The organism is Frankia casuarinae (assembly GCF_000013345.1).
In the GTDB taxonomy this organism is placed as follows: domain Bacteria; phylum Actinomycetota; class Actinomycetes; order Frankiales; family Frankiaceae; genus Frankia; species Frankia casuarinae.
This window is the reverse complement of the sequence record NC_007777.1, coordinates 642708-660786: the sequence shown is the minus strand read 5'-3', so window position 1 is coordinate 660786 and position 18079 is coordinate 642708. Positions and strand designations below refer to the sequence as shown.

Annotated in this window: 18 protein-coding genes and 4 tRNA genes; 8 read left to right on the top strand and 14 right to left on the bottom strand. The window is 68.9% G+C overall.

Features of this window, described 5'->3' with window-relative positions; translation table 11 throughout:
• Positions 1 to 117: 117 nt before the first annotated feature.
• The 5 genes from rplA to FRANCCI3_RS02845 form a co-directional block, all read right to left on the bottom strand.
• The gene (gene rplA / locus FRANCCI3_RS02865; RefSeq protein ID WP_023839793.1) at positions 118 to 834 is read right to left on the bottom strand and encodes a 50S ribosomal protein L1; all 717 of its coding nucleotides are present in this window, start codon (positions 832 to 834) and stop codon (positions 118 to 120) included.
• 137 nt (positions 835 to 971) lie between these two features.
• A complete protein-coding gene (gene rplK / locus FRANCCI3_RS02860) occupies positions 972 to 1406 on the bottom strand; it encodes a 50S ribosomal protein L11 (protein ID WP_011435028.1) in 435 nt (144 codons plus the stop codon).
• Between the two features lie 35 nt (positions 1407 to 1441).
• Positions 1442 to 2275 carry a transcription termination/antitermination protein NusG gene (gene nusG / locus FRANCCI3_RS02855; protein WP_011435027.1) on the bottom strand — a complete coding sequence of 278 codons (834 nt, stop codon included), beginning with the start codon at positions 2273 to 2275 and terminating at the stop codon, positions 1442 to 1444.
• Positions 2276 to 2430: 155 nt separating this feature from the next.
• Complete coding sequence (gene secE, locus FRANCCI3_RS27715) at positions 2431 to 2679, bottom strand: preprotein translocase subunit SecE (RefSeq protein ID WP_011435026.1); 249 nt, start codon at positions 2677 to 2679, stop codon at positions 2431 to 2433.
• Between the two features lie 61 nt (positions 2680 to 2740).
• Positions 2741 to 2813 (bottom strand) — tRNA-Trp (locus FRANCCI3_RS02845).
• A gap of 311 nt (positions 2814 to 3124) precedes the next feature.
• Here FRANCCI3_RS02845 and FRANCCI3_RS02840 point away from each other — a divergent pair.
• Positions 3125 to 4333, top strand: coding sequence for a pyridoxal phosphate-dependent aminotransferase (locus FRANCCI3_RS02840; protein ID WP_011435025.1), 1209 nt, complete (start codon positions 3125 to 3127; stop codon positions 4331 to 4333).
• A 44-nt stretch (positions 4334 to 4377) separates the two neighbouring features.
• On the opposite strand, the gene FRANCCI3_RS02835 is transcribed toward FRANCCI3_RS02840, so the two are convergent.
• The 5 genes from FRANCCI3_RS02835 to FRANCCI3_RS02815 form a co-directional block, all read right to left on the bottom strand.
• Complete coding sequence (locus tag FRANCCI3_RS02835; RefSeq protein ID WP_011435024.1) at positions 4378 to 4806, bottom strand: MaoC family dehydratase; 429 nt, start codon at positions 4804 to 4806, stop codon at positions 4378 to 4380.
• A 109-nt stretch (positions 4807 to 4915) separates the two neighbouring features.
• The gene (locus tag FRANCCI3_RS02830) at positions 4916 to 5377 is read right to left on the bottom strand and encodes an FAS1-like dehydratase domain-containing protein (protein WP_011435023.1); all 462 of its coding nucleotides are present in this window, start codon (positions 5375 to 5377) and stop codon (positions 4916 to 4918) included.
• A 230-nt stretch (positions 5378 to 5607) separates the two neighbouring features.
• On the bottom strand, positions 5608 to 5739 hold the full coding sequence (rpmG, locus tag FRANCCI3_RS02825) for a 50S ribosomal protein L33 (RefSeq protein ID WP_070131962.1): 132 nt from the start codon (positions 5737 to 5739) through the stop codon (positions 5608 to 5610).
• 127 nt (positions 5740 to 5866) lie between these two features.
• Positions 5867 to 5943, bottom strand: a tRNA-Met gene (locus tag FRANCCI3_RS02820).
• Between the two features lie 99 nt (positions 5944 to 6042).
• Positions 6043 to 6118 (bottom strand) — tRNA-Thr (locus tag FRANCCI3_RS02815).
• A gap of 417 nt (positions 6119 to 6535) precedes the next feature.
• On the opposite strand from FRANCCI3_RS02815, the gene FRANCCI3_RS02810 reads away from it, so the two are divergent.
• On the top strand, positions 6536 to 8026 hold the full coding sequence (locus FRANCCI3_RS02810) for a GH25 family lysozyme (RefSeq protein ID WP_011435022.1): 1491 nt from the start codon (positions 6536 to 6538) through the stop codon (positions 8024 to 8026).
• 178 nt (positions 8027 to 8204) lie between these two features.
• Positions 8205 to 8762: a DUF7144 family membrane protein gene (locus tag FRANCCI3_RS02805; protein WP_011435021.1), complete on the top strand. Its 558-nt coding sequence runs from the start codon at positions 8205 to 8207 to the stop codon at positions 8760 to 8762.
• Positions 8763 to 8795: 33 nt separating this feature from the next.
• Here FRANCCI3_RS02805 and FRANCCI3_RS02800 read toward each other — a convergent pair whose 3' ends face one another.
• On the bottom strand, positions 8796 to 9248 hold the full coding sequence (locus FRANCCI3_RS02800; protein WP_011435020.1) for a gamma-glutamylcyclotransferase family protein: 453 nt from the start codon (positions 9246 to 9248) through the stop codon (positions 8796 to 8798).
• A 91-nt stretch (positions 9249 to 9339) separates the two neighbouring features.
• Between FRANCCI3_RS02800 and pyrE the strand changes: the two genes are divergently transcribed.
• Positions 9340 to 9876 carry an orotate phosphoribosyltransferase gene (pyrE, locus tag FRANCCI3_RS02795; protein ID WP_011435019.1) on the top strand — a complete coding sequence of 179 codons (537 nt, stop codon included), beginning with the start codon at positions 9340 to 9342 and terminating at the stop codon, positions 9874 to 9876.
• A gap of 110 nt (positions 9877 to 9986) precedes the next feature.
• Here pyrE and FRANCCI3_RS02790 read toward each other — a convergent pair.
• Positions 9987 to 10071: transfer RNA gene (locus tag FRANCCI3_RS02790), tRNA-Tyr, on the bottom strand.
• 186 nt (positions 10072 to 10257) lie between these two features.
• Here FRANCCI3_RS02790 and FRANCCI3_RS02785 point away from each other — a divergent pair.
• Positions 10258 to 10746, top strand: coding sequence for a YajQ family cyclic di-GMP-binding protein (locus FRANCCI3_RS02785; protein ID WP_011435018.1), 489 nt, complete (start codon positions 10258 to 10260; stop codon positions 10744 to 10746).
• A gap of 214 nt (positions 10747 to 10960) precedes the next feature.
• On the opposite strand, the gene htpX is transcribed toward FRANCCI3_RS02785, so the two are convergent.
• Both htpX and FRANCCI3_RS02775 read right to left on the bottom strand, forming a co-directional pair.
• Positions 10961 to 11833 (bottom strand): zinc metalloprotease HtpX, encoded by an 873-nt coding sequence (htpX, locus tag FRANCCI3_RS02780; protein WP_011435017.1) that lies wholly within the window; start codon positions 11831 to 11833, stop codon positions 10961 to 10963.
• Positions 11834 to 11873: 40 nt separating this feature from the next.
• A complete protein-coding gene (locus FRANCCI3_RS02775; RefSeq protein WP_011435016.1) occupies positions 11874 to 12950 on the bottom strand; it encodes a Rossmann-like and DUF2520 domain-containing protein in 1077 nt (358 codons plus the stop codon).
• A gap of 561 nt (positions 12951 to 13511) precedes the next feature.
• Between FRANCCI3_RS02775 and FRANCCI3_RS02770 the strand changes: the two genes are divergently transcribed.
• The 3 genes from FRANCCI3_RS02770 (at position 13512) to FRANCCI3_RS23115 (ending at position 18060) form a co-directional block, all read left to right on the top strand.
• Positions 13512 to 15398, top strand: a complete 1887-nt coding sequence (locus tag FRANCCI3_RS02770) for a 2-oxoacid:acceptor oxidoreductase subunit alpha (RefSeq protein WP_011435015.1) — start codon at positions 13512 to 13514, stop codon at positions 15396 to 15398.
• Positions 15395 to 16456 carry a 2-oxoacid:ferredoxin oxidoreductase subunit beta gene (locus FRANCCI3_RS02765; protein ID WP_011435014.1) on the top strand — a complete coding sequence of 354 codons (1062 nt, stop codon included), beginning with the start codon at positions 15395 to 15397 and terminating at the stop codon, positions 16454 to 16456. The genes FRANCCI3_RS02770 and FRANCCI3_RS02765 overlap by 4 nt, the downstream gene beginning before the upstream one ends.
• Positions 16457 to 16863: 407 nt before the next feature.
• Positions 16864 to 18060, top strand: a complete 1197-nt coding sequence (locus FRANCCI3_RS23115) for a hypothetical protein (RefSeq protein ID WP_011435013.1) — start codon at positions 16864 to 16866, stop codon at positions 18058 to 18060.
• The last annotated feature ends 19 nt before the right edge of the window (positions 18061 to 18079 follow it).

Genomic DNA, 18079 nt, shown 5'->3' with positions numbered 1-18079 from the left:
ATCAGTGTACGCGACTGTTCGTCGCTGTTCTCGCCCCTGTTCGCTCGCCCGGCGGCCGCACGCATGGCTTCGTGCGGCGATGCCTCCGGACGAGCGAGAGCCGCCGGACGGCTCGGATCAGGCGGCGGCACCCTCGTCGAGAAGGTTGCGGGTGCGGTTCGGGTCGACCGGGATACCCGGGCCCATGGTGGTCGTGAAGGTGATCTTCTTCAGATACCGGCCCTTGGCCGCGGACGGCTTCACCCGGACGATCTCATCCAGGGCAACCGTGTAGTTCTCGATCAGCTGGGTGTCGGTGAAGTTCGTCTTCCCGATGACGATGTGCAGGTTACCCTGCTTGTCCACCCGAAAGTTGATCTTTCCGCCCTTGATGTCGGAGACGGCCTTGCCGATGTCCAGCGTCACGGTGCCGGTCTTAGGGTTCGGCATCAGGCCGCGGGGGCCCAGGACCCGAGCGATCCGACCAACCTTCGCCATCTGATCGGGCGTCGCGACGGTCGCGTCGAACTCCAGGAAGCCCTCCTGGATCCGGGCGACCAGGTCATCGCTACCGACGATGTCGGCCCCGGCCGCGCTCGCCTCAGCGGCCTTCTCCCCGGCTGCGAAGACAGCGACGCGGGGGGACTTCCCGGTGCCGTGCGGCAGGTTGACCGTGCCACGGACCATCTGGTCGGCCTTGCGAGGGTCGACCCCGAGCCGGATCGCAACCTCGACCGTCGCGTCGTACTTCGTCGTCGAGGTCTGCTGCGCGAGGCGGACCGCCTCCAGCGGGCTGTAGAAGTTCTCCGGGTTGATCTTCTCGGCCGCGGCACGGTAGGCCTTGCTGCGCTTCATACTGTCTGTCTCCTCGTGGTGATGGCGGACGGCCGTCGAAGGGACGCGGCGACGTGGACACATCCTGTCCACCCGGCACCTGCGCCCGGCCGCCCTCCCACTGGTCGGTCCGGTGGTGGGGGGAACGCGAGGGCGTACTACTCGCCGACCGTGATACCCATGGATCGAGCGGTGCCGGCGATGATCTTCTCGGCGGCCTCGATCGAGGTGGCGTTGAGGTCCGGGAGCTTGGTCTGGGCGATCTCGCGGATCTGCGCCGTGGTGAGCTTGGCAACCTTGTCCCGGTGCGGGGTGCCACTGCCCTTCTCCACGCCCGCGGCCTTGAGGATGAGCCGCGCGGCCGGCGGGGTCTTCGTGACGAAGGTGAAGGACCGGTCGTCGTAGACGGTGATCTCGACCGGCACGACGTTGCCGGCCTGCGACTCGGTCGCCGCGTTGTACTGCTTGCAGAACTCCATGATGTTCACGCCATGCTGACCCAGCGCGGGGCCGACCGGCGGCGCCGGGGTGGCCTTGCCGGCGTTGATCTGGAGCTTGATGATCGCAGTGATCTTCTTCTTCTTGGGAGGCATGTGCTCGTCTTCCTACCGGGGTTCTACGGAGCGGATCAGATCTTCGCGACCTGATTGAACTGCAGCTCGACGGGCGTCTCCCGACCGAAGATCGAGACCAGCACCTTCAGTCGCTGGGCGTCGAGGTTGATCTCGCTGATGGTCGCCGGGAGCGTGGCGAAGGGGCCGTCCATGACGGTGACGGACTCGCCGACCTCGAACTCCTGCACCCGGACGGTCTCGACCTTCTTCTCCTTCGGCACAACCGGGGCGAGGATCGAGAGGACCTCCTCCCGGCGCAGCGGGGAGGGCCGGTTGGTGAGCCCGACGAACCCGGTCACACCCGGGGTGTTACGGACCGCCGACCACGACTGATCGGTCAGATCCATCCGGACGTAGATGTAACCCGGGTACTTCTTCTGCTGGACAAGCTGCCGCTTGCCGTTCTTGACCACCGGGACCTCCTCGGTGGGCACCTCGATCTGGAAGATGTAGTCCTCCATGTTGAGGCTGGAGATCCGGGTCTCGAGATTGGTCTTGACCTTGTTCTCGTACCCCGCATAGGAGTGCACGACGTACCACTCGCCAGGCGCGTCCTCGATCGCCCGCCGCAGGTCGGCATCGTCGTCGTCGGCATCGTCGTCGGTCAGGGCCGGCGGCACCGTCCCGACCGCCGGGGAGACCGGGAAAGCACCCTCGGGGGTGGGATCGGCCTCGGGGGTGGGATCGGCCTCGGCGGTGGGATCGGCCTCGGCGGTGGCGTAGACGTCGCCGAGCTCGGCGCCGGCGTCCGTGCTCGCCACCTCGTCGTGCTCGAACGCCGCGAGGGGATCGAGACGGGCGAGGGCCTCCCCCTGCTCGGAGGAGGCGTGCTCGGGCGACTGGGACACGCGGACGATCCTTACTCTCGTGAACACTTCTGCTGCTGTGGACCCGCGAAGCGGCGCTGCGCGGGCGTGGGGCCGGACGGGCAGCCAGCTCGCCGATGGGCAGCTCCAGCGACCACCGCCTGCTTCGGCCCCGGCCTGTCCGGCGGTGGGACCCGTCAGCCGAAGATCGCGAGGACCGCCTTCGTGAGGCCGAAGTCGAGGGTAGCCACGAACGCCGTCATCACGCTGACGAAGACAAGCACGACCAGCACATAGGTGATCAGCTCACTCCGCCCGGGGTAGACGACCTTCCGCAACTCCGCCATGACCTCGCGGATGAACACAAGTGGCCGATACCGACGTCGACCCGCGGCACGCGTAGCCCGCTTGGGGCGCGGTGCCGCGTCACGGGTATCGGTCGCCACTCAACTCCACCCACTCCGTCATCGAACCAGCGTCATCGAACCAGCCAACTGTCGAACAGCGCAGGGGCGACAGGACTCGAACCTGCAACCGCCGGTTTTGGAGACCGGTGCTCTACCAATTGAGCCACGCCCCTAGACACACACCCGGATCCTTGCGACCGCTACGCCACCATACCCCGGCTATGCGCTACGTAGCGCATAGCCCAGCCGCACGGCGATGTACCGGAATGGGTACCCGAGCGGATCGAGCATACCCCTTTGCCGCCTGGACTCCGCGTACGGCGATCGCGTCGAGGGGGTAGCGGGGGGCGAGGGGGCTGGCAGCCTGTCACGGAGGTTCGAATGGATGCGGCCGGACGGGCCGGAGGACCGTTGCCGGAGGGTCCGGACGGATCCCACGGTACGTCCGACGTGCATCCGACACGCGTGTGACAGCCGTGGCAGCATGGCGGCCATGAGCAGGATCTCGCACCGCATCGGGGGAATCGCCCCCTCCGCAACGCTCGCCGTCGACGCCACCGCCAAGGCGATGCGCGCCGCGGGCCGCGACGTGATCGGGTTCGGCGCCGGGGAGCCGGACTTCCCAACCCCGGACCACATCGTCGCCGCCGCCGAGAAGGCATGCCGTGAGCCCCGCATGCACCGCTACAGCCCGGCCGCGGGCCTGCCGGAGCTGAAGCAGGCCATCGCCGAGAAGACCGCCCGAGACTCGGGGGTGATCGTCTCGCCGAGCCAGGTCCTGGTGACCAACGGCGGCAAGCAGGCTGTCTACGCGGCGTTCGCGACGCTGCTCGACCCGGGGGACGAGGTGCTCCTGCCCGCCCCGTACTGGACGACCTACCCGGAGTCGATCCGGCTGGCCGGGGGTGTCCCGGTCGACGTCGTCACCGGTCCGGAAGCCGGGTACCGGGTGACGGTGGAACAACTGGAGGCGGCACGCACCCCGCGGACCAAGGTTCTGCTGTTCAACTCCCCGTCGAACCCGACCGGCGCCGTCCACACCCCCGAGGAGGTCCGCGCGATCGGACGGTGGGCCGAGCAGGCCGGGATCTGGGTCATCAGCGACGAGATCTACGAGCATCTGGTCTACGGCGAGACAAGGTTCGCCTCCGTTCTCGCCGAGGTACCTGAGCTCGCCGAACGCTGCATCATCGTCAACGGGGTCGCGAAGACCTACGCGATGACGGGATGGCGGGTCGGTTGGCTGGTCGGGCCGGCGGACGCCGTAGCCGCCGCGACCAACCTCCAGTCCCACGCGACGTCGAACGTCTCGAACGTCGCCCAGGCCGCCGCGCTTGCCGCGGTCGCCGGCCCGCTGGATGCGGTCGCCACGATGCGCACCGCCTTCGACCGCCGCCGGCAGACGATGCACCGCCTGCTGTCGCAGACGCCCGGGATCCGCTGCCCACTGCCCGACGGGGCGTTCTACTGCTATCCGTCGGTGCGGGACGTGCTCGGGCGCACCCTGCGCGGCCGTATCCCCACCACGTCCGCGGATCTGTGCCAGCTGATCCTCGAGGAGGCTGGGGTCGCGATCGTGCCGGGTGAGGCCTTCGGCACTCCCGGCTTCGCCCGGCTGTCCTACGCGCTGAGCGACGACGATCTCGTCAAGGGAGTCAGCCGCCTCTCCGCCCTGCTCGCCGAGGCGGCCTGAGGCCGCCGGGCGGCTCAGCGGCCGGACCTGCCGCGCGGCAGGCCTCAGCGCAGCCGGACGGTCGCCCGGGCCGCCATCAAGACCTTTTTTCCGTCGCATCGGGTGGTGAGATTCACCACCACCAGGTTGTCGTCGAGCTTCTTCTCGACCATGCCACGCACGGACACCGTCGCGCCGGCGCCGTCGTCGGGCACGATCACCGGGGAGGAGAACTTCACCCCGAACTCGACCACGGCGCCCGGGTCCCCGAGCCAGTCCGTGACCAACCGCGCGGCCGTCGCCATGGTCAGCATGCCGTGCGCCAGCACTCCCGGTAGGCCGGCCTCGGCGGCCGCCCGATCGCTCCAGTGAATGGGGTTGAAGTCGCCGGACGCACCGGCATACCGGACAAGATCATCCCGACGCAACGGGAAAAGTCGCTCCGGCAGCTCGGTGCCGACCTCGACGTCGTCGTAGCTCACCGTGGCGGTCATCGTTCTCCAGATCGTGAGGACGCCCGGGGTCGCCCGGAACGTGCGCAACGCGCGGTCGCCGGAGCCGAGCGGGGCCGGTGGGACTCCGACAACCCTGTCGGCAAAGGTGTCATTGGCGCCTCGGCGGAGCCGTCCCGCGCGAGACCAGCCCACACACGCCGGTGGCGACCTGCTCTCCGTAGATCGTGGCGAACTGGTAGTTGACGACGAGCACCTCGTTGGTCCCCACGGACCGGATGCCGGTCAGGGTCGAGGTGCAGATCAGCTCGTCGCCGGCCACCACCGGCCGAAGCAACACGAAACGTTCCTCGCCGTGGACGACCAGAGAGAAGTCGAGGCCGAGCTCCGGATCGTCGGTGGGCACCCCGAGGGTTCCGGGGATCACTGTGATGAGGAACGTGGGTGGAGCCACGAGATCGGGATAACCAGCGGCCTTCGCGGCCTCCAGATCGTGGTACAGCGGGTTGTCGTCCCCGATCGCTTCGGCGAACCTCCGGATGTGCTCGCGCCCGACCTGGAACGGGGCGGGGGAAACCGAGCTTCGTCCCACGAAGTCCTGATTGAGCGGCATCGCAACTCCGATCGCGCCATCAGCGGGATGACCAGGGTGTCTCTACGTGGTTACCACATCGCCCGCCATCGGTCGATAATCTTGGCTGGCATGCCAGGAAGCCGGCCAAGGACTTCCCTGACCGGCTACCGGTGCGGAACGTAGATACGTGCACGGAGGATTCAGCGACCCCGCCCGTCCAGGTGGGGACGGGCGCCCGGACGCGCCGATGGGCAGCCGCCGGAGCAACGTCAGCGCGTCTCGCGGTGCTCCGTGTGCTTGCCGCAGTTCGGGCAGAACTTCTTCAGTTCGAGGCGGTCCGGGTCGTTGCGACGGTTCTTGCGCGTGATGTAGTTCCGGTGCTTACACACCTGACACGCCATCGTGATCTTCGGGCGTACGTCAGTGGCGGCCACGGCGTGATGCCTCTTCCTAAGTCGGTTGCTGAACAGGTCAGGCGGCGCGGCGAACCGCGATCCCGCACGGGCTCCGCGGTAGGCCGCACACTGCTGGTAGCGGTGGCCGGACTTGAACCGGCGACACAGCGATTATGAGCCGCTTGCTCTGCCAGACTGAGCTACACCGCTAGGATGGTCCACCTGCTTGCGGCGGCCCGACCAACATCTTACCCCGCGGGAGGACCGGCGGACATCCCCCCGGACACGAACCCACCCGAAGGCGGAACGTGGAGCCCCTTTACGGAATCGAACCGTAGACCTTCTCCTTACCATGGAGACGCTCTGCCGACTGAGCTAAAGGGGCGAGGCCGCGGAGCTCAGGTTACACGACGACAGGCGGGGTTGGGTGACCCCCTCACCCACTTCGTCCCCGAACCCGCCGGTCCTCCCGGCGACCGGTCCTCCCGGCGACCGGCGTGAGGGCCCCCGCTGGCCCCGTCGGCGCTACGCCGGCCGGAAACGACCCCCCTGCCCTGACCGCCAGGTCCGCCCCATGACACGCCAGTACGCCCGACCCTCACTCCGTTCCATCGAAACATGCGGAGATTGCCGACGGGAACAACTATCCGTAGCGACCTACCTGGACGCCACTCACACTGATAGCTGTAAGTAATCTCTTCGATGCTTAGCGTGTGGAGCACCCGTTGGTGCGCCGCTGCCGGCGTGGCCAACCGCCTGGCGAGCCTCCCCAGCATCGCCTCCCGAGCATCGAGGGTTGCCCATGCGTCCTATGCACCGTTCCAGCCGGTATCCGACGACACGCGAGGTCCGGCCCGGTCCCACCGCCGGCGACACCGTGCCTACGACCACCACCCTGCCGACCACCACCCCCACGTCTGGCCACCCGGATGAAGAAGGCCACGGCCCTCCTCCGGGGTCGACGCGGCGGCGGGTCGACACCCGCCCGTCCCTGCTGCCAATCCCCCTCCCCCGGCGGGTGACGAGCATCGCGGCGCTGGCCATCACCGCGGGGGCGTTGACCGCGACCACCGGAGTCGCCCAGGGCGCGGTGCCGTCCCCGACCTGGCCACGGGGGATCGACGTGGCCTCCTGGCAGCATCCCGGCGGCGGCCCCATCGACTGGACCGCAGCGCGCGGCTCCGGCCTGAGCTTTGCGATCATTAAGGCCACCGAAGGACCGAACTACACCAATCCGTACTTTGCCGCGGACCGGGACGCGGCCGCCAAAGCCGGTCTGGTGGTCGGGGCCTATCACTACGCGCGGCCGGCGCGGCCGATCTCGACCGCGGTGGACCAGGCACAGCGCTTCATCACGGTGAGCGGGCTGACCCGCGCCGCCGGGCAGCTGGCCCCCGTGCTCGACCTCGAGGACGACGGAGGACTCGATCCCGCCGCGCTGGCCGCCTGGACGCGGGCGTTCCTCGAGAAGATCGAGACCGAGACCGGCCGGGCGCCCATCCTCTACACGTACCGCTCGTTCTGGACCAAGAAGCTGGCGGACAACCACAGCTTCGCCCGGTATCCGTTCTGGTTCGCCATCTACAACAACAAGGCGACCCCGGGCTGGCTGCCCGGCGGCTGGACCAAGTGGGCGCTGTGGCAGTACACCTCGAGTGGAAATGTCCCGGGGATCATGGGAAATGTCGATCTGAACGTGCTGTGCTGCACGCTGACCGCGCTCGCCGCACAGGCCGACGGCACCCGCAGCGAGATCGAGAAGTGGTACGCGACCGCCGGGCTGACCCGCCTGGCCGTTGGGACGCCCGTCGACAGCGAACTGCCCGCCGGCGGTGGCGGTCGCTGGCAGCGTTACTCCAACGGCCTGGCCTTCTGGTCCGTGGCGACCGGCGTACAGGCCCTGCACGGATCCATCGCGACGAAGTTCCTGGAGCTGGGCGGAACGAACAGCTTCCTGCGCCGGCCGGTGAGCGGTGTCGAGTACGCCACGGCCCCGGAGACGCTTCAGGCGAAGTTCCAGGGTGGCTGGATCTACTGGCACCCGGCCATCGGCGCGCACGAGGTCCACGGCCGCATCCTGCGGACCTATCTGGGCCTCGGTGGCACGACGTCGAGCCTCGGGCTTCCGATCACCGACGAGTACTCGGTCCCGGGCGGACGGGAGAGCACCTTTCAGTTCGGCAAGCTCCGCTGGAGCGCGGCGACGAACGCGGTCACGACACTGCCGGCCGGCAAGAACGGCACCGGCAAGAGTGGCGTGGGTGTGGCGGGTGGCGCCGGCACCGCTCCCTGATCGTGTCCCGGGCCGGAGAGAACCGCCTCCGGCCCGACGGACACAACGATGGGTGACGGCGGCCTACCGTGGGTATCGCACCTACGCGGCGGAGAGGTGGTCGTATGACTACCGAACAACGACGGACCGCACCATGCGGGCAGAGCGATCCGCCGCGAGTACGACCGGGGAGGATGAGATGGCAGGAACACGGGTGGCACGCCCGCTGAACGGATGGCTCACCTTCGCCGCCGTCATCATGTTCATCGTCGGCTTCCACAACCTGATCTACGGCATTGCGTCCCTGCGCGACTACACCGTCGTGGTGAACAACCTCAACGGCGGGACCAGCGTGATCTACGCCGACACCACCTTCTGGGGCTGGTTGTGGATCGTGGTCGGCGTCGTCGAGATACTGATCGCCTTCGGCATCGCGGCCCGTAACGAGGCCGCCCGCTGGGGAGGGGTCGCAATCGCGACGATCAACGCCATCGGGCAGCTGGCGTTCCTTGCGGCGTTCCCGGTCTGGTCCGTCGTCATCATCGCGATCGACGTAGTCGTCATCTACGTACTGTGCACCTACGATGCTCCTCGGGCCAGAGCCGGGTACGAGGAGCCGTATCCGAGCGACCAGGCCGGGGTCTCCGCCGGGCGTGAGGCCGGAGTCGGTCGCCTCACCGAGACCGGTGGCACCCGGGTGACCTCCGGGGGCGGCGTCCGGCGCGAAGAGGGTCCGCGGCCGCCCACCACCGGCTGAACGGCGGCTCGCGGTCAGGCGGTCAGCTCGCGGTTAGGGTGCCGGATCGGCCAGCCCCGCCCGCCAGGTGGCGCACCGCAGGGCGTAGTCGGTGAGATGACGGTCGGCGAAGACCCGGGCGTCCCAGTTCTCCGGCATCGCCTCGGCGAGATCACGCCAAAGGTAGGCCATGGCGGGTAGCCCGTCGGTCAGGAGCAGCGGACGGGTCTCGTAGGCCTCGCCTTCGAAGGCATCGAGGATCGCCCGTTCCCGTGCGGCAAGCCCCAGGAGGACGAGGCCGGCGGTGGCCCGATCCGGCCCGTCCGCCTCGGCCGTGGGCACGAGGCCCGGATAGAGCCGACCACGCAGCCGGGCGGCCCGCCAGCCGGTGACCGTGGCGGGCCCCACCTCGGGTACGCGTCCGATGAGCGCCCGCACGACCTCGGGGAACAGCAGCGTCCCGTAGACGAACAGCGGGACCGCGCGCTCCGCCTCAGCCGATGACATGAGGCAACGGTAGTGCCCCGGCCATGGCGGCCCATGGGTGACCGTCCACGGCCGGCATCCCGGCGGGGAACCGGTCCTAGAGTGAGCAGACGTGAACGACAACGCGGCGCTGGCCGCCCAGGTTCGGACTGCTTCCCAGCTGACCGGGACATTCCTGCTCCGGTCGGGCCGGACAAGCACCGAGTACTTCGACAAGTACCTCTTCGAAGCCGACCCGGCGCTGCTCGCTGCGGTGGTGGCCGGGCTCACCGAACTGGTGCCGCCCGGCGCGGAGATCCTCGCCGGACTCGAACTCGGCGGAGTGCCCCTCGTGACTCTGCTCTCCCAGCGCACCGGTCTGCCCGCCCGGTTCGTCCGGAAGAAGGCCAAAGAATACGGCACCCGACGCATCGCGGAGGGCGGCGACGTCACCGGACGCCACGTCGCCCTCGTCGAGGACGTGGTCACCTCCGGTGGTGCCGTGCTCGACGCGACCCGGGTACTGCGGGATGCCGGAGCGGTCGTGGAACACGTGCTCTGTGTGATCGACCGGCAGGAGGGCGGCCGGGAGAGACTCGCCGAGCTCGGTCTGACGTTGCATCCCGTCCTGACCCGGGCGGACCTGGAGGCCGCAGCCGCGGACACCTGACCGCCCGGCGACGAGGACCATCCGCGGCCGCACATCCACAGGCCCGGAGCGATGCTCCGGGCCTGTGGATCCGAGCCCGTGTAGAAGCATGATCCCCGGGAACTCCGGGATGGTGGCAGGTGATGGATTCGAACCATCGTAGGCTGAGCCGACGGTTTTACAGACCGCTCCCTTTGGCCGCTCGGGCAACCTGCCGTCGTAGAGGAGCATACCGGTCCCGACGGAGCATCGTGATGCCGCACCGCCCCGCTGCGGCCGCCGACGATCGATTACAACGGTGAGTAGCGGCTCACGAAACGAAGGCCGCGCACCACGATCACGCACAGCACTCGACTCCACACGATCCTCACCCACATCGAACCGACCAGGAGGTCCGCACACGTGGCAGATCCATCCTTCGACATCGTCAGCAAAGTTGACGCCCAGGAGATAGACAACGCCGTCAACCAGACGGTCAAGGAAATCCGGACCCGCTTCGACTTCCGTGACACCGGCGCATCCGCGACGCTGTCCGGCGAGTCGATTCTGCTTGTAGCGAACACGGACGAGCGGGTCAAGGCGGTGCTCGACGTACTGCAGGAGAAGTTCGTCAAACGCGGCATTTCCCTCAAGGCCCTGACCTTCGACGAGCCCAAGCCGTCGGGCAAGGAGTTCCGGTTGCCCGTCACCGTTCAGCAGGGCATCGCGGAGGACAAGGCCAAGGCCATCGCCAAGAAGATCCGGACGGATGGCCCGAAGGGGGTACAGGCCCAGATTCAGGGTGATCAGCTACGGGTGACCGGGAAGAAGCGCGATGACCTGCAGCGCGTGATCCAGATACTCAAAACCGAGGACTTCGAAGTTCCCCTCCAGTTCGTCAACTACCGCTGACGCGACGGAAAAGCTGGAGACAGGGTGCACCCCGCCCGATGGGGGGTTTCGGGCGGGGTGCTTGCGGCGGAACCTGGGGGGTTTGCTCCGCCGCGGTCCTGGTTGTGAACCGACGCCGTTTCGGCCGGCAGTTCGCGGTTAAAGCGTACTCCGAGTACTTCGGGGTGTTACCGCGACGACGCGCCGCGGACAACATCGTGGCCATCGGGCCCGGTCACCGATACGGATTCATGCGTGACATCTGTTCGAGACGCTCGATCCGCTCGTTCATGGGCGGATGGGTGGAGAACAGCTTCCCGACCCCCCCACCCCGGAACGGATTTGCAATCATGAGCGCGGCGGCGGGACCGAGCTTGGAGGTCTGCGGCAGGGGCCGCGCCGCGGTGCCGGCGTCCAGCTTGCGCAACGCGTTCGCCAGCCCGATCGGGTCACCGGTGAGCGTCGCGCCGGACTCGTCGGCCTGGTACTCCCGGGACCGACTGATCGCGAGCTGGATGATCGTCGCCGCGACGGGACCCAGGATCATCAGCAGCAGAAGCTCGAAGATGCCGGGACCGTCCTCATCGTTCCGCCCACCGAAAATAGCCAGGAACTGGGCCATGTTCGCCAGATAGACGATAACACTGGCGAGGGCACCGGCCACCGATGCGATCAGGATGTCCCGGTTGTAGACGTGGCTGAGCTCGTGACCGAGAACGCCGCGTAGCTCACGATCGTCCATAATCTCCATGATGCCCTCAGTGCAACAGACCGCCGCGTTTCGCGGGTTACGGCCGGTAGCGAAGGCGTTGGGCGCCCGGGTCGGGCTGAGGTACAGCCGCGGCATGGGCATCCGGGCATTGCGGGCGAGATCCCCGACGATCGCGTAGAGCCGGGGCTGCTCGACCTGCGTCACGGGATAGGCCCGCATGGCCCGCAGGGCTATCCGGTCAGAGAAGAAGTAGGCGAAGCCGTTCATACCGACCGCGAGCACGAGCGCGATGACCAGACCTCCGCGCCCGAACAGCGAACCCACCACGATGATGGCGGCGGACAGCACGCCCAGCAGCAGCGCGGTCTTCAGACCGTTGAAGTGGCGGTGTGGCATGGCGATCGAGTGTCCGTCCTGTCGAACCGGTACACCTGTCTCAACGCGACGGCGCTGGCCGAACGTTCCCGTCGGACGTGTGGCCGCCGCCCCCGACCCGTACGGCTGCCGGCCCGCGGCGGGCCTCGCCCGGTCGGTCGCCGGGCTCGTCCGGGACGGCTTCGCGCAGGCGTGCGACCACGGCCGGGGCGAGCAGCCCGACCCGTTCGAGCTCCTCCGCGGTGAAGATCGCCAATCGTCGGTACACGGCGGCGATCTGTGGATCCAGCCGGTCGAGCGCGGTCAGATGTGCCACGACGGTGCCGAGATCACCGCGTCGCACCGGTCCGGTCGACGCCGACCAGCCGTCGGTCAGGGTGTTCGCCAGCGATGCCCGCAGCAGCGGACCGAGCGCCGCGGCCGGATCCGGCACGCCCGCCGCGGCCAGCACCTCGCCGGCAGCTGCCACCAGGGTGGTCAGGAAGTTCCCGCCGAGCACGAGAGAGGCGTGGTAGAGATCCCGCCGGTCATCCGCGACGGGCAGAGCGATGCCGCCGACGTCGGTGACCAGGCGGCGGGCCAGCCCCTCGGCCACGGGATCGGCGGTGATCCCGAACGGGACACCGACGAGGAGACCGGAGTCCTCGATGATCCCCGGCAGGGTCATGATCGGATGAAGCGCGATACGGGCCGCGCCCACGTCACCGCCTGCCGCCAGGACGCCCAGGCCGTGGCGCCCACTGAGATGCACGAGTGTCCGGCCGGGTCCGACGGCTCCCGCCGCGACCAGGTCCGTGACGACCGGCCCGATCGCGTCATCGGGCACGGAGACGAGGAGGACCTCGGCCCGCCCGGCGACCTCGGCCACCCCGCCGACCCCCGCGTCCGGAAACAGGTTCACGGCCCTCGATCGGTGCCGCGGCGAGCGCACTCCCACGGCCACCACCGGATATCCGGCCGCTGCCAGAGCGAGGCCCAGCGCCGTGCCGGCCCGGCCCGGCCCGACGATTCCCACCTTCTCCCGCGGCCCGGCCTCCCGCGGCCCGGCACTCGCCGCCGTGGACGAAGGTGCGGCGTCGGGTCGACCGTCATCCGGGCCGCTCGCGGCATCCGACTGCTCGTGCGGGCGATGCGTCATGTCCCGATGCTCCCCGTTCCGGAGCCGGCCGCTTCCGAGGGGGCCGCCCCTGATACCTGACCACCCGCCGACCCCGGCCGCCCGCACAGCCAGCATGCCCCGATGCCGGGCCTCACCGGACATACAGCCACAAGCCACCAAATAGCTACAATCGGTAACATCGCGGATCGGGCCAGGTCGCCGGCAAGAGCGAGCTCACCACTCCGGGCGCCCGACGTAAAGATCACCCTGTCGATTCCCTGACAGGCCGGGCCTCCCCCGAAATTGTGGAAAGCATTACCGGAAGCGCATTGAACCGGATCCGGCCGATCACCTCCATCGGGCGGTACACCCCTTCTGACCAGCGATATCAGGGTCAAGACACGCCAGCCGGACGATCGCAACGACAAAGACTATATACGTAGAGTTGGCAAACAATCACCATACGGCGCGACGGCTACGGAGACCGAGGTCGATCGTCGATCGTCGACGAGGATGGAGCGATCGAACTCGGCGGCACGGTGCGCGCGCATCATTGATACGGCCGGTAGGCTGGAACGGTACCCGAGGAGGTCACTGAAGGTGTCAGAGCAGGTCAGGGAGAGGGAGACCCGCCGGCTCGACCGGGTCGTCGTGCGCTTCGCGGGCGACTCCGGCGACGGTATGCAGCTCACCGGAGAACAGTTCACCAGCGAGACGGCAGCATTCGGCAATGACCTGTCGACGCTTCCGGACTTCCCTGCCGAAATCCGCGCCCCAGCCGGCACGCCGGCCGGTGTGTCCGGCTTCCAGCTACATTTTTCCGATCACGACATTCTCACCCCGGGTGACGCACCGGACGTACTGGTTGCAATGAACCCGGCGGCCCTGAAGGCGAATCTGAAGGATCTGCCGCCGGGGGCCAATCTCATTGTCAACACCGATGCATTCACCGGCGGCAACCTCAAGAAAGCCGGCTATACGACGGATCCGCTGACCGACGGCACGCTGGATGCCTACACGGTGCATCGGGTGCCGCTCACCTCGATGACCATCAACGCGGTGCACGCCGCCGAGGGTGTCGGCGCCGGGGTCAACAAGAAGGAGGCCGAACGAGCGAAGAACATGTTCGCCCTGGGCCTCATGAGCTGGCTGTACCACCGGCCGACCGAGAGCACCGTCGGCTTCCTGGAGAAGAAGTTCGCCAAACGGCCCGAGATCGCCGCGGCGAACGTCGCGGCCTTCCGTGCCGGCTTCAACTACGGCGAGACCACCGAGTCCTTCTCGGTCACCTACGAGGTGGCGCCGGCCCGGATGAAGGCTGGTACCTACCGACGGATCACCGGGAACACGGCATTGTCCTACGGTCTGATCGCCGCCGGCGAGCTGACCGGCCTGCCGGTGTTCCTCGGCTCCTACCCGATCACCCCGGCCTCGGACATCCTGCACGAGCTGAGCCGGCACAAGCGGTTCGGCGTGCGGACCTTCCAGGCCGAGGATGAGATCGCCGGCATCGGCGCCGCGCTCGGTGCCTCCTTCGGCGGATCACTCGGCGTGACGACGACCTCCGGCCCGGGTGTCGCGCTCAAAAGCGAGACCATCGGCCTCGCGGTCAGTCTCGAACTGCCGCTCGTGATCGTCGACATCCAGCGCGGCGGCCCGTCCACCGGCCTGCCCACCAAGACCGAACAGGCCGATCTACTCCAGGCGATGTTCGGCCGCAACGGCGAGGCTCCGGTTCCGATCGTCGCGCCGCGCTCCCCGGCGGACTGCTTCAACGCCGCGATCGAGGCCGCCCGCCTGGCTACCAAGTACCGCACGCCGGTGTTCCTGCTCTCCGACGGCTACCTGGCGAACGGCTCGGAGCCGTGGCTGCTGCCGACCCGCTCGGAGCTGCCGGACCTGAGCGTCGCCTTCGCCACCGAGCCGAACCACACCGGGCCGAAGGGGCCGGAGTTCTGGCCCTACCTGCGTGATCCGGAGACCCTCGCCCGGCCGTGGGCAGTCCCCGGCACGGCGGGCCTGGAGCACCGCATCGGCGGCATCGAGAAGTCGGACGGCCAGGGTGCCATCTCCTACGATCCGGCCAACCACGACCGGATGGTGCGGCTGCGCGCGGCGAAGATCGACGGTATCGCGAACGATGTCGCGCCACTGGAGGTGGAGGACCCGTCCGGGCAGGCCCGGCTGCTCGTCCTCGGCTGGGGCTCCACCTACGGCCCGATCGCGGCCGGCTGCCGCCGGGTCCGCGCCAAGGGCATGCACGTCGCTCAGGCACACCTGCGTCATCTCAACCCCTTCCCCGCCAACACCGGGGACATCCTGCGGTCGTATGACAAGGTGCTGATTCCCGAGATGAACCTCGGGCAGCTAAGGACCCTGATCCGGGCCGAGTACCTCGTCGACGCGATCGGCTACAACCAGGTTCGCGGGCTGCCCTTCAAGGCCGCGGAGCTGGCGGGCGTCTTGGAGGACGTGATCAACCAGTGACCGTCACGACGAATCGCAGCGGCATCAGTAACCGGCTGCTCGACCTGGTGCCGGCCGCGCCGGCCCAGCAGAGCCGCAAGGACTTCACCTCCGACCAGGAAGTGCGGTGGTGCCCGGGATGTGGCGACTACGCCATTCTCGCCACCGTCCAGGGGTTCCTGCCTGATCTCGGGGTGGCCCGGGAGAACATCGTCTTCATCTCCGGAATCGGCTGTTCCTCACGGTTCCCGTACTATCTGCAGACGTACGGGATGCACTCCATTCACGGCCGGGCACCGGCGATCGCCACCGGGCTCGCCGCCTCCCGTCCCGACCTGTCGGTCTGGGTCGTCACCGGGGACGGCGACGCCCTGTCGATCGGTGGGAACCACCTGCTGCACGCGCTGCGCCGCAACGTCAACCTGAAGATCCTCATGTTCAACAACCGGATCTACGGACTGACGAAGGGGCAGTACTCCCCCACGTCCGAGATCGGCAAGATCACCAAGTCGACGCCGTTCGGCTCGCTGGACCGGCCGTACAACCCCGTGTCGCTGGCGCTGGGGGCGGAGGCCACGTTCGTCGGACGGTCCATCGACTCCGACCGGGCGCACCTGACCTCGGTGCTGCGCGCGGCCGCGGAGCACCCCGGCACCGCCTTCGTGGAGATCTTCCAGAACTGCAACATCTTCAACGACGGCGCCTTCGACCCGCTCAAGGACCGGACCAGCCGGGACGACGTGACGCTGAAGCTGGCCCACGGCGAGCCCCTCGTCTTCGGCACCGAGGGCGACAAGGCCATTCGACGGGCGCCGGACGGCAGCCTCGAGGTGGTCCCGGCGGGCAGCCCGGACGTCCTCGTCCACGACGCCTGGGCGGCCGATCCGAGCCAGGCGTTCGCGCTGTCCCGGCTCACCGGTGACTCGCACGGCGTCACCCCGATCGGCATCTTCCGCGACGTCGACGCGCCGACCTACGACGAGGCGTTGAACGCCCAGATCGCCGACGCCAAGACCCGCCAGGGCGACGGGGACCTGATGTCGCTGGTCGCTGGTGGGGAGACCTGGACCATCGAGTGATCTGAAAGCCGTCCGCTGATCTGATCAGCACTCCACAGCCCGTGGCCCGGCCGGCCGGGGCGTGCGCGCGGCCCCGCGCCCCAGACGGCCGGGCAGAGCCCGCATTACCACAGAACTATGTCATTGATAATGCCGCTTGGCAGCTATCTGCCGGGGAGTGCGCCACTCCGGCACCTTCCGGTAAGGTGACATCGCGCGTGGGGGTGCCGTGTGGCCCGGGGGGGCTCACAACACCGATGCAGCCGGAGGCGCAGTGCGGGTTCATCGAGCCCTATGCCCGCGGTCCGTGGCGAGTCCGCGTTCGCCCAGGGGCACCATCAACATGACCGTTCCGATCACGGCCGGTCGCGCCGGGCAACCCCGCGGCTCGGTCGGCGTCGTCGTCCGGACCGCTCCCGGAGGTCGCCGTGGGTAATCATTCGGCCGGTCGGCATTCACGCCAGCGCCAGGGAGCCGCCAGGCAGGCCACCGGCCGCCATTCGGCCGCGGCGCCGACGACCTCCACCGCGGCGGCCGCGTCGTTCCCACCGCCGACCCCGCCACGGCCCCCGGTCGCCCCACCCGGCGAGCTCGACACGATTACCGGCCCGCTGTCGGTGAGCACCTCCGCCCGCCGGGCCCGGGAGGCCACGGCCAGCCGGGTCGGCGATGCCGCCCAGCGTCGCCGGCCGCTGGACACGCTGTCCCGGACCGGCCGGCCACGGTTCGCCACGACAGCCACGACAGCCGCCGCCGGGGTGCAAGCCGGCGGCACCCTCGGCACCCTCTACAATCCCTTCCACGTTCCCGGGCCCGCCTCCCCCGCCGCGAGCCACCGGCCCGCCGACGTCCATCCGACGAACCCGTCCGCCGGGAGCCCCGGCCGGATGCCCGGCGCGCACCGGGCACCAGCCGATCGGCGAAGCAGCGGGCGGGTGCGGCTCGCCGCGGCGGGAACCGTCTCGCTCGCCGGGCTGTCCGCGCTGGTCGCCGGCGTAGCCCTGGGCGGCGATCCGACGGGCGCCACGACCGGCCCGAACGCCGGCGAGGCGCCTCGGGTCCAGTACACGGGCGGGACCGCCTTCGGTTCCTCCCAGACGCAGGCCTCCCGCGACCGTCCGCAGGCCGCCTTGCCCACTCCGTCCCAGGCGCTGCTGGCGCCGAGCACGAGCCAGTCCGGCCTGGGCGCCCACCCCGGTAGTCCGTCCGGGCGGTCAGGTTCCTCCCACGCCACCGGCGAGGCCTATCTGGGCCCCGGCACCTCGCCGATCCCGATCGTGCCACTGACGCCGCGGGACGAGCTCAGCTCACCCAGCACGAGCCCCACCGACCTGCGTACCATCGCGCCCAGTCCGACGGAGAGCGCCGGCGCGGCCACGACATCGCCGTCGCCGACCGACTCGTGGCCGTGGGGCGACCCGACCCCCTCAACGAGCCCGACGCCGACTTCGGCCGGTGGCTCCCTGCCGTTCCATCCAACGCCGATCGACGTCACTCCGCTGCTCGAGACATTCTTCGATACGCAGACCGGTGCCACGAAGGGCCACGCCGACCCAGCCGGAACCACATACACCTGTACGCAGTCCGCGAGCACCGCCACGGCGGCGGTCGCGTCGGGACACTGACCCAGGACGACCTGGCGAC

Coding starts and splice junctions, on each gene's coding strand:
- rplA (WP_023839793.1), bottom strand. CDS start 834: ATGAAGCGCAGCAAGGCCTACCGTGCCGCGGCCGAGAAGATCAACCCG.
- rplK (WP_011435028.1), bottom strand. CDS start 1,406: ATGCCTCCCAAGAAGAAGAAGATCACTGCGATCATCAAGCTCCAGATC.
- FRANCCI3_RS02840 (WP_011435025.1), top strand. CDS start 3,125: ATGGCGGCCATGAGCAGGATCTCGCACCGCATCGGGGGAATCGCCCCC.
- FRANCCI3_RS02835 (WP_011435024.1), bottom strand. CDS start 4,806: ATGACCGCCACGGTGAGCTACGACGACGTCGAGGTCGGCACCGAGCTG.
- FRANCCI3_RS02830 (WP_011435023.1), bottom strand. CDS start 5,377: ATGCCGCTCAATCAGGACTTCGTGGGACGAAGCTCGGTTTCCCCCGCC.
- rpmG (WP_070131962.1), bottom strand. CDS start 5,739: ATGGCGTGTCAGGTGTGTAAGCACCGGAACTACATCACGCGCAAGAAC.
- FRANCCI3_RS02810 (WP_011435022.1), top strand. CDS start 6,536: ATGCGTCCTATGCACCGTTCCAGCCGGTATCCGACGACACGCGAGGTC.
- FRANCCI3_RS02805 (WP_011435021.1), top strand. CDS start 8,205: ATGGCAGGAACACGGGTGGCACGCCCGCTGAACGGATGGCTCACCTTC.
- FRANCCI3_RS02800 (WP_011435020.1), bottom strand. CDS start 9,248: ATGTCATCGGCTGAGGCGGAGCGCGCGGTCCCGCTGTTCGTCTACGGG.
- htpX (WP_011435017.1), bottom strand. CDS start 11,833: ATGCCACACCGCCACTTCAACGGTCTGAAGACCGCGCTGCTGCTGGGC.
- FRANCCI3_RS02775 (WP_011435016.1), bottom strand. CDS start 12,950: ATGACGCATCGCCCGCACGAGCAGTCGGATGCCGCGAGCGGCCCGGAT.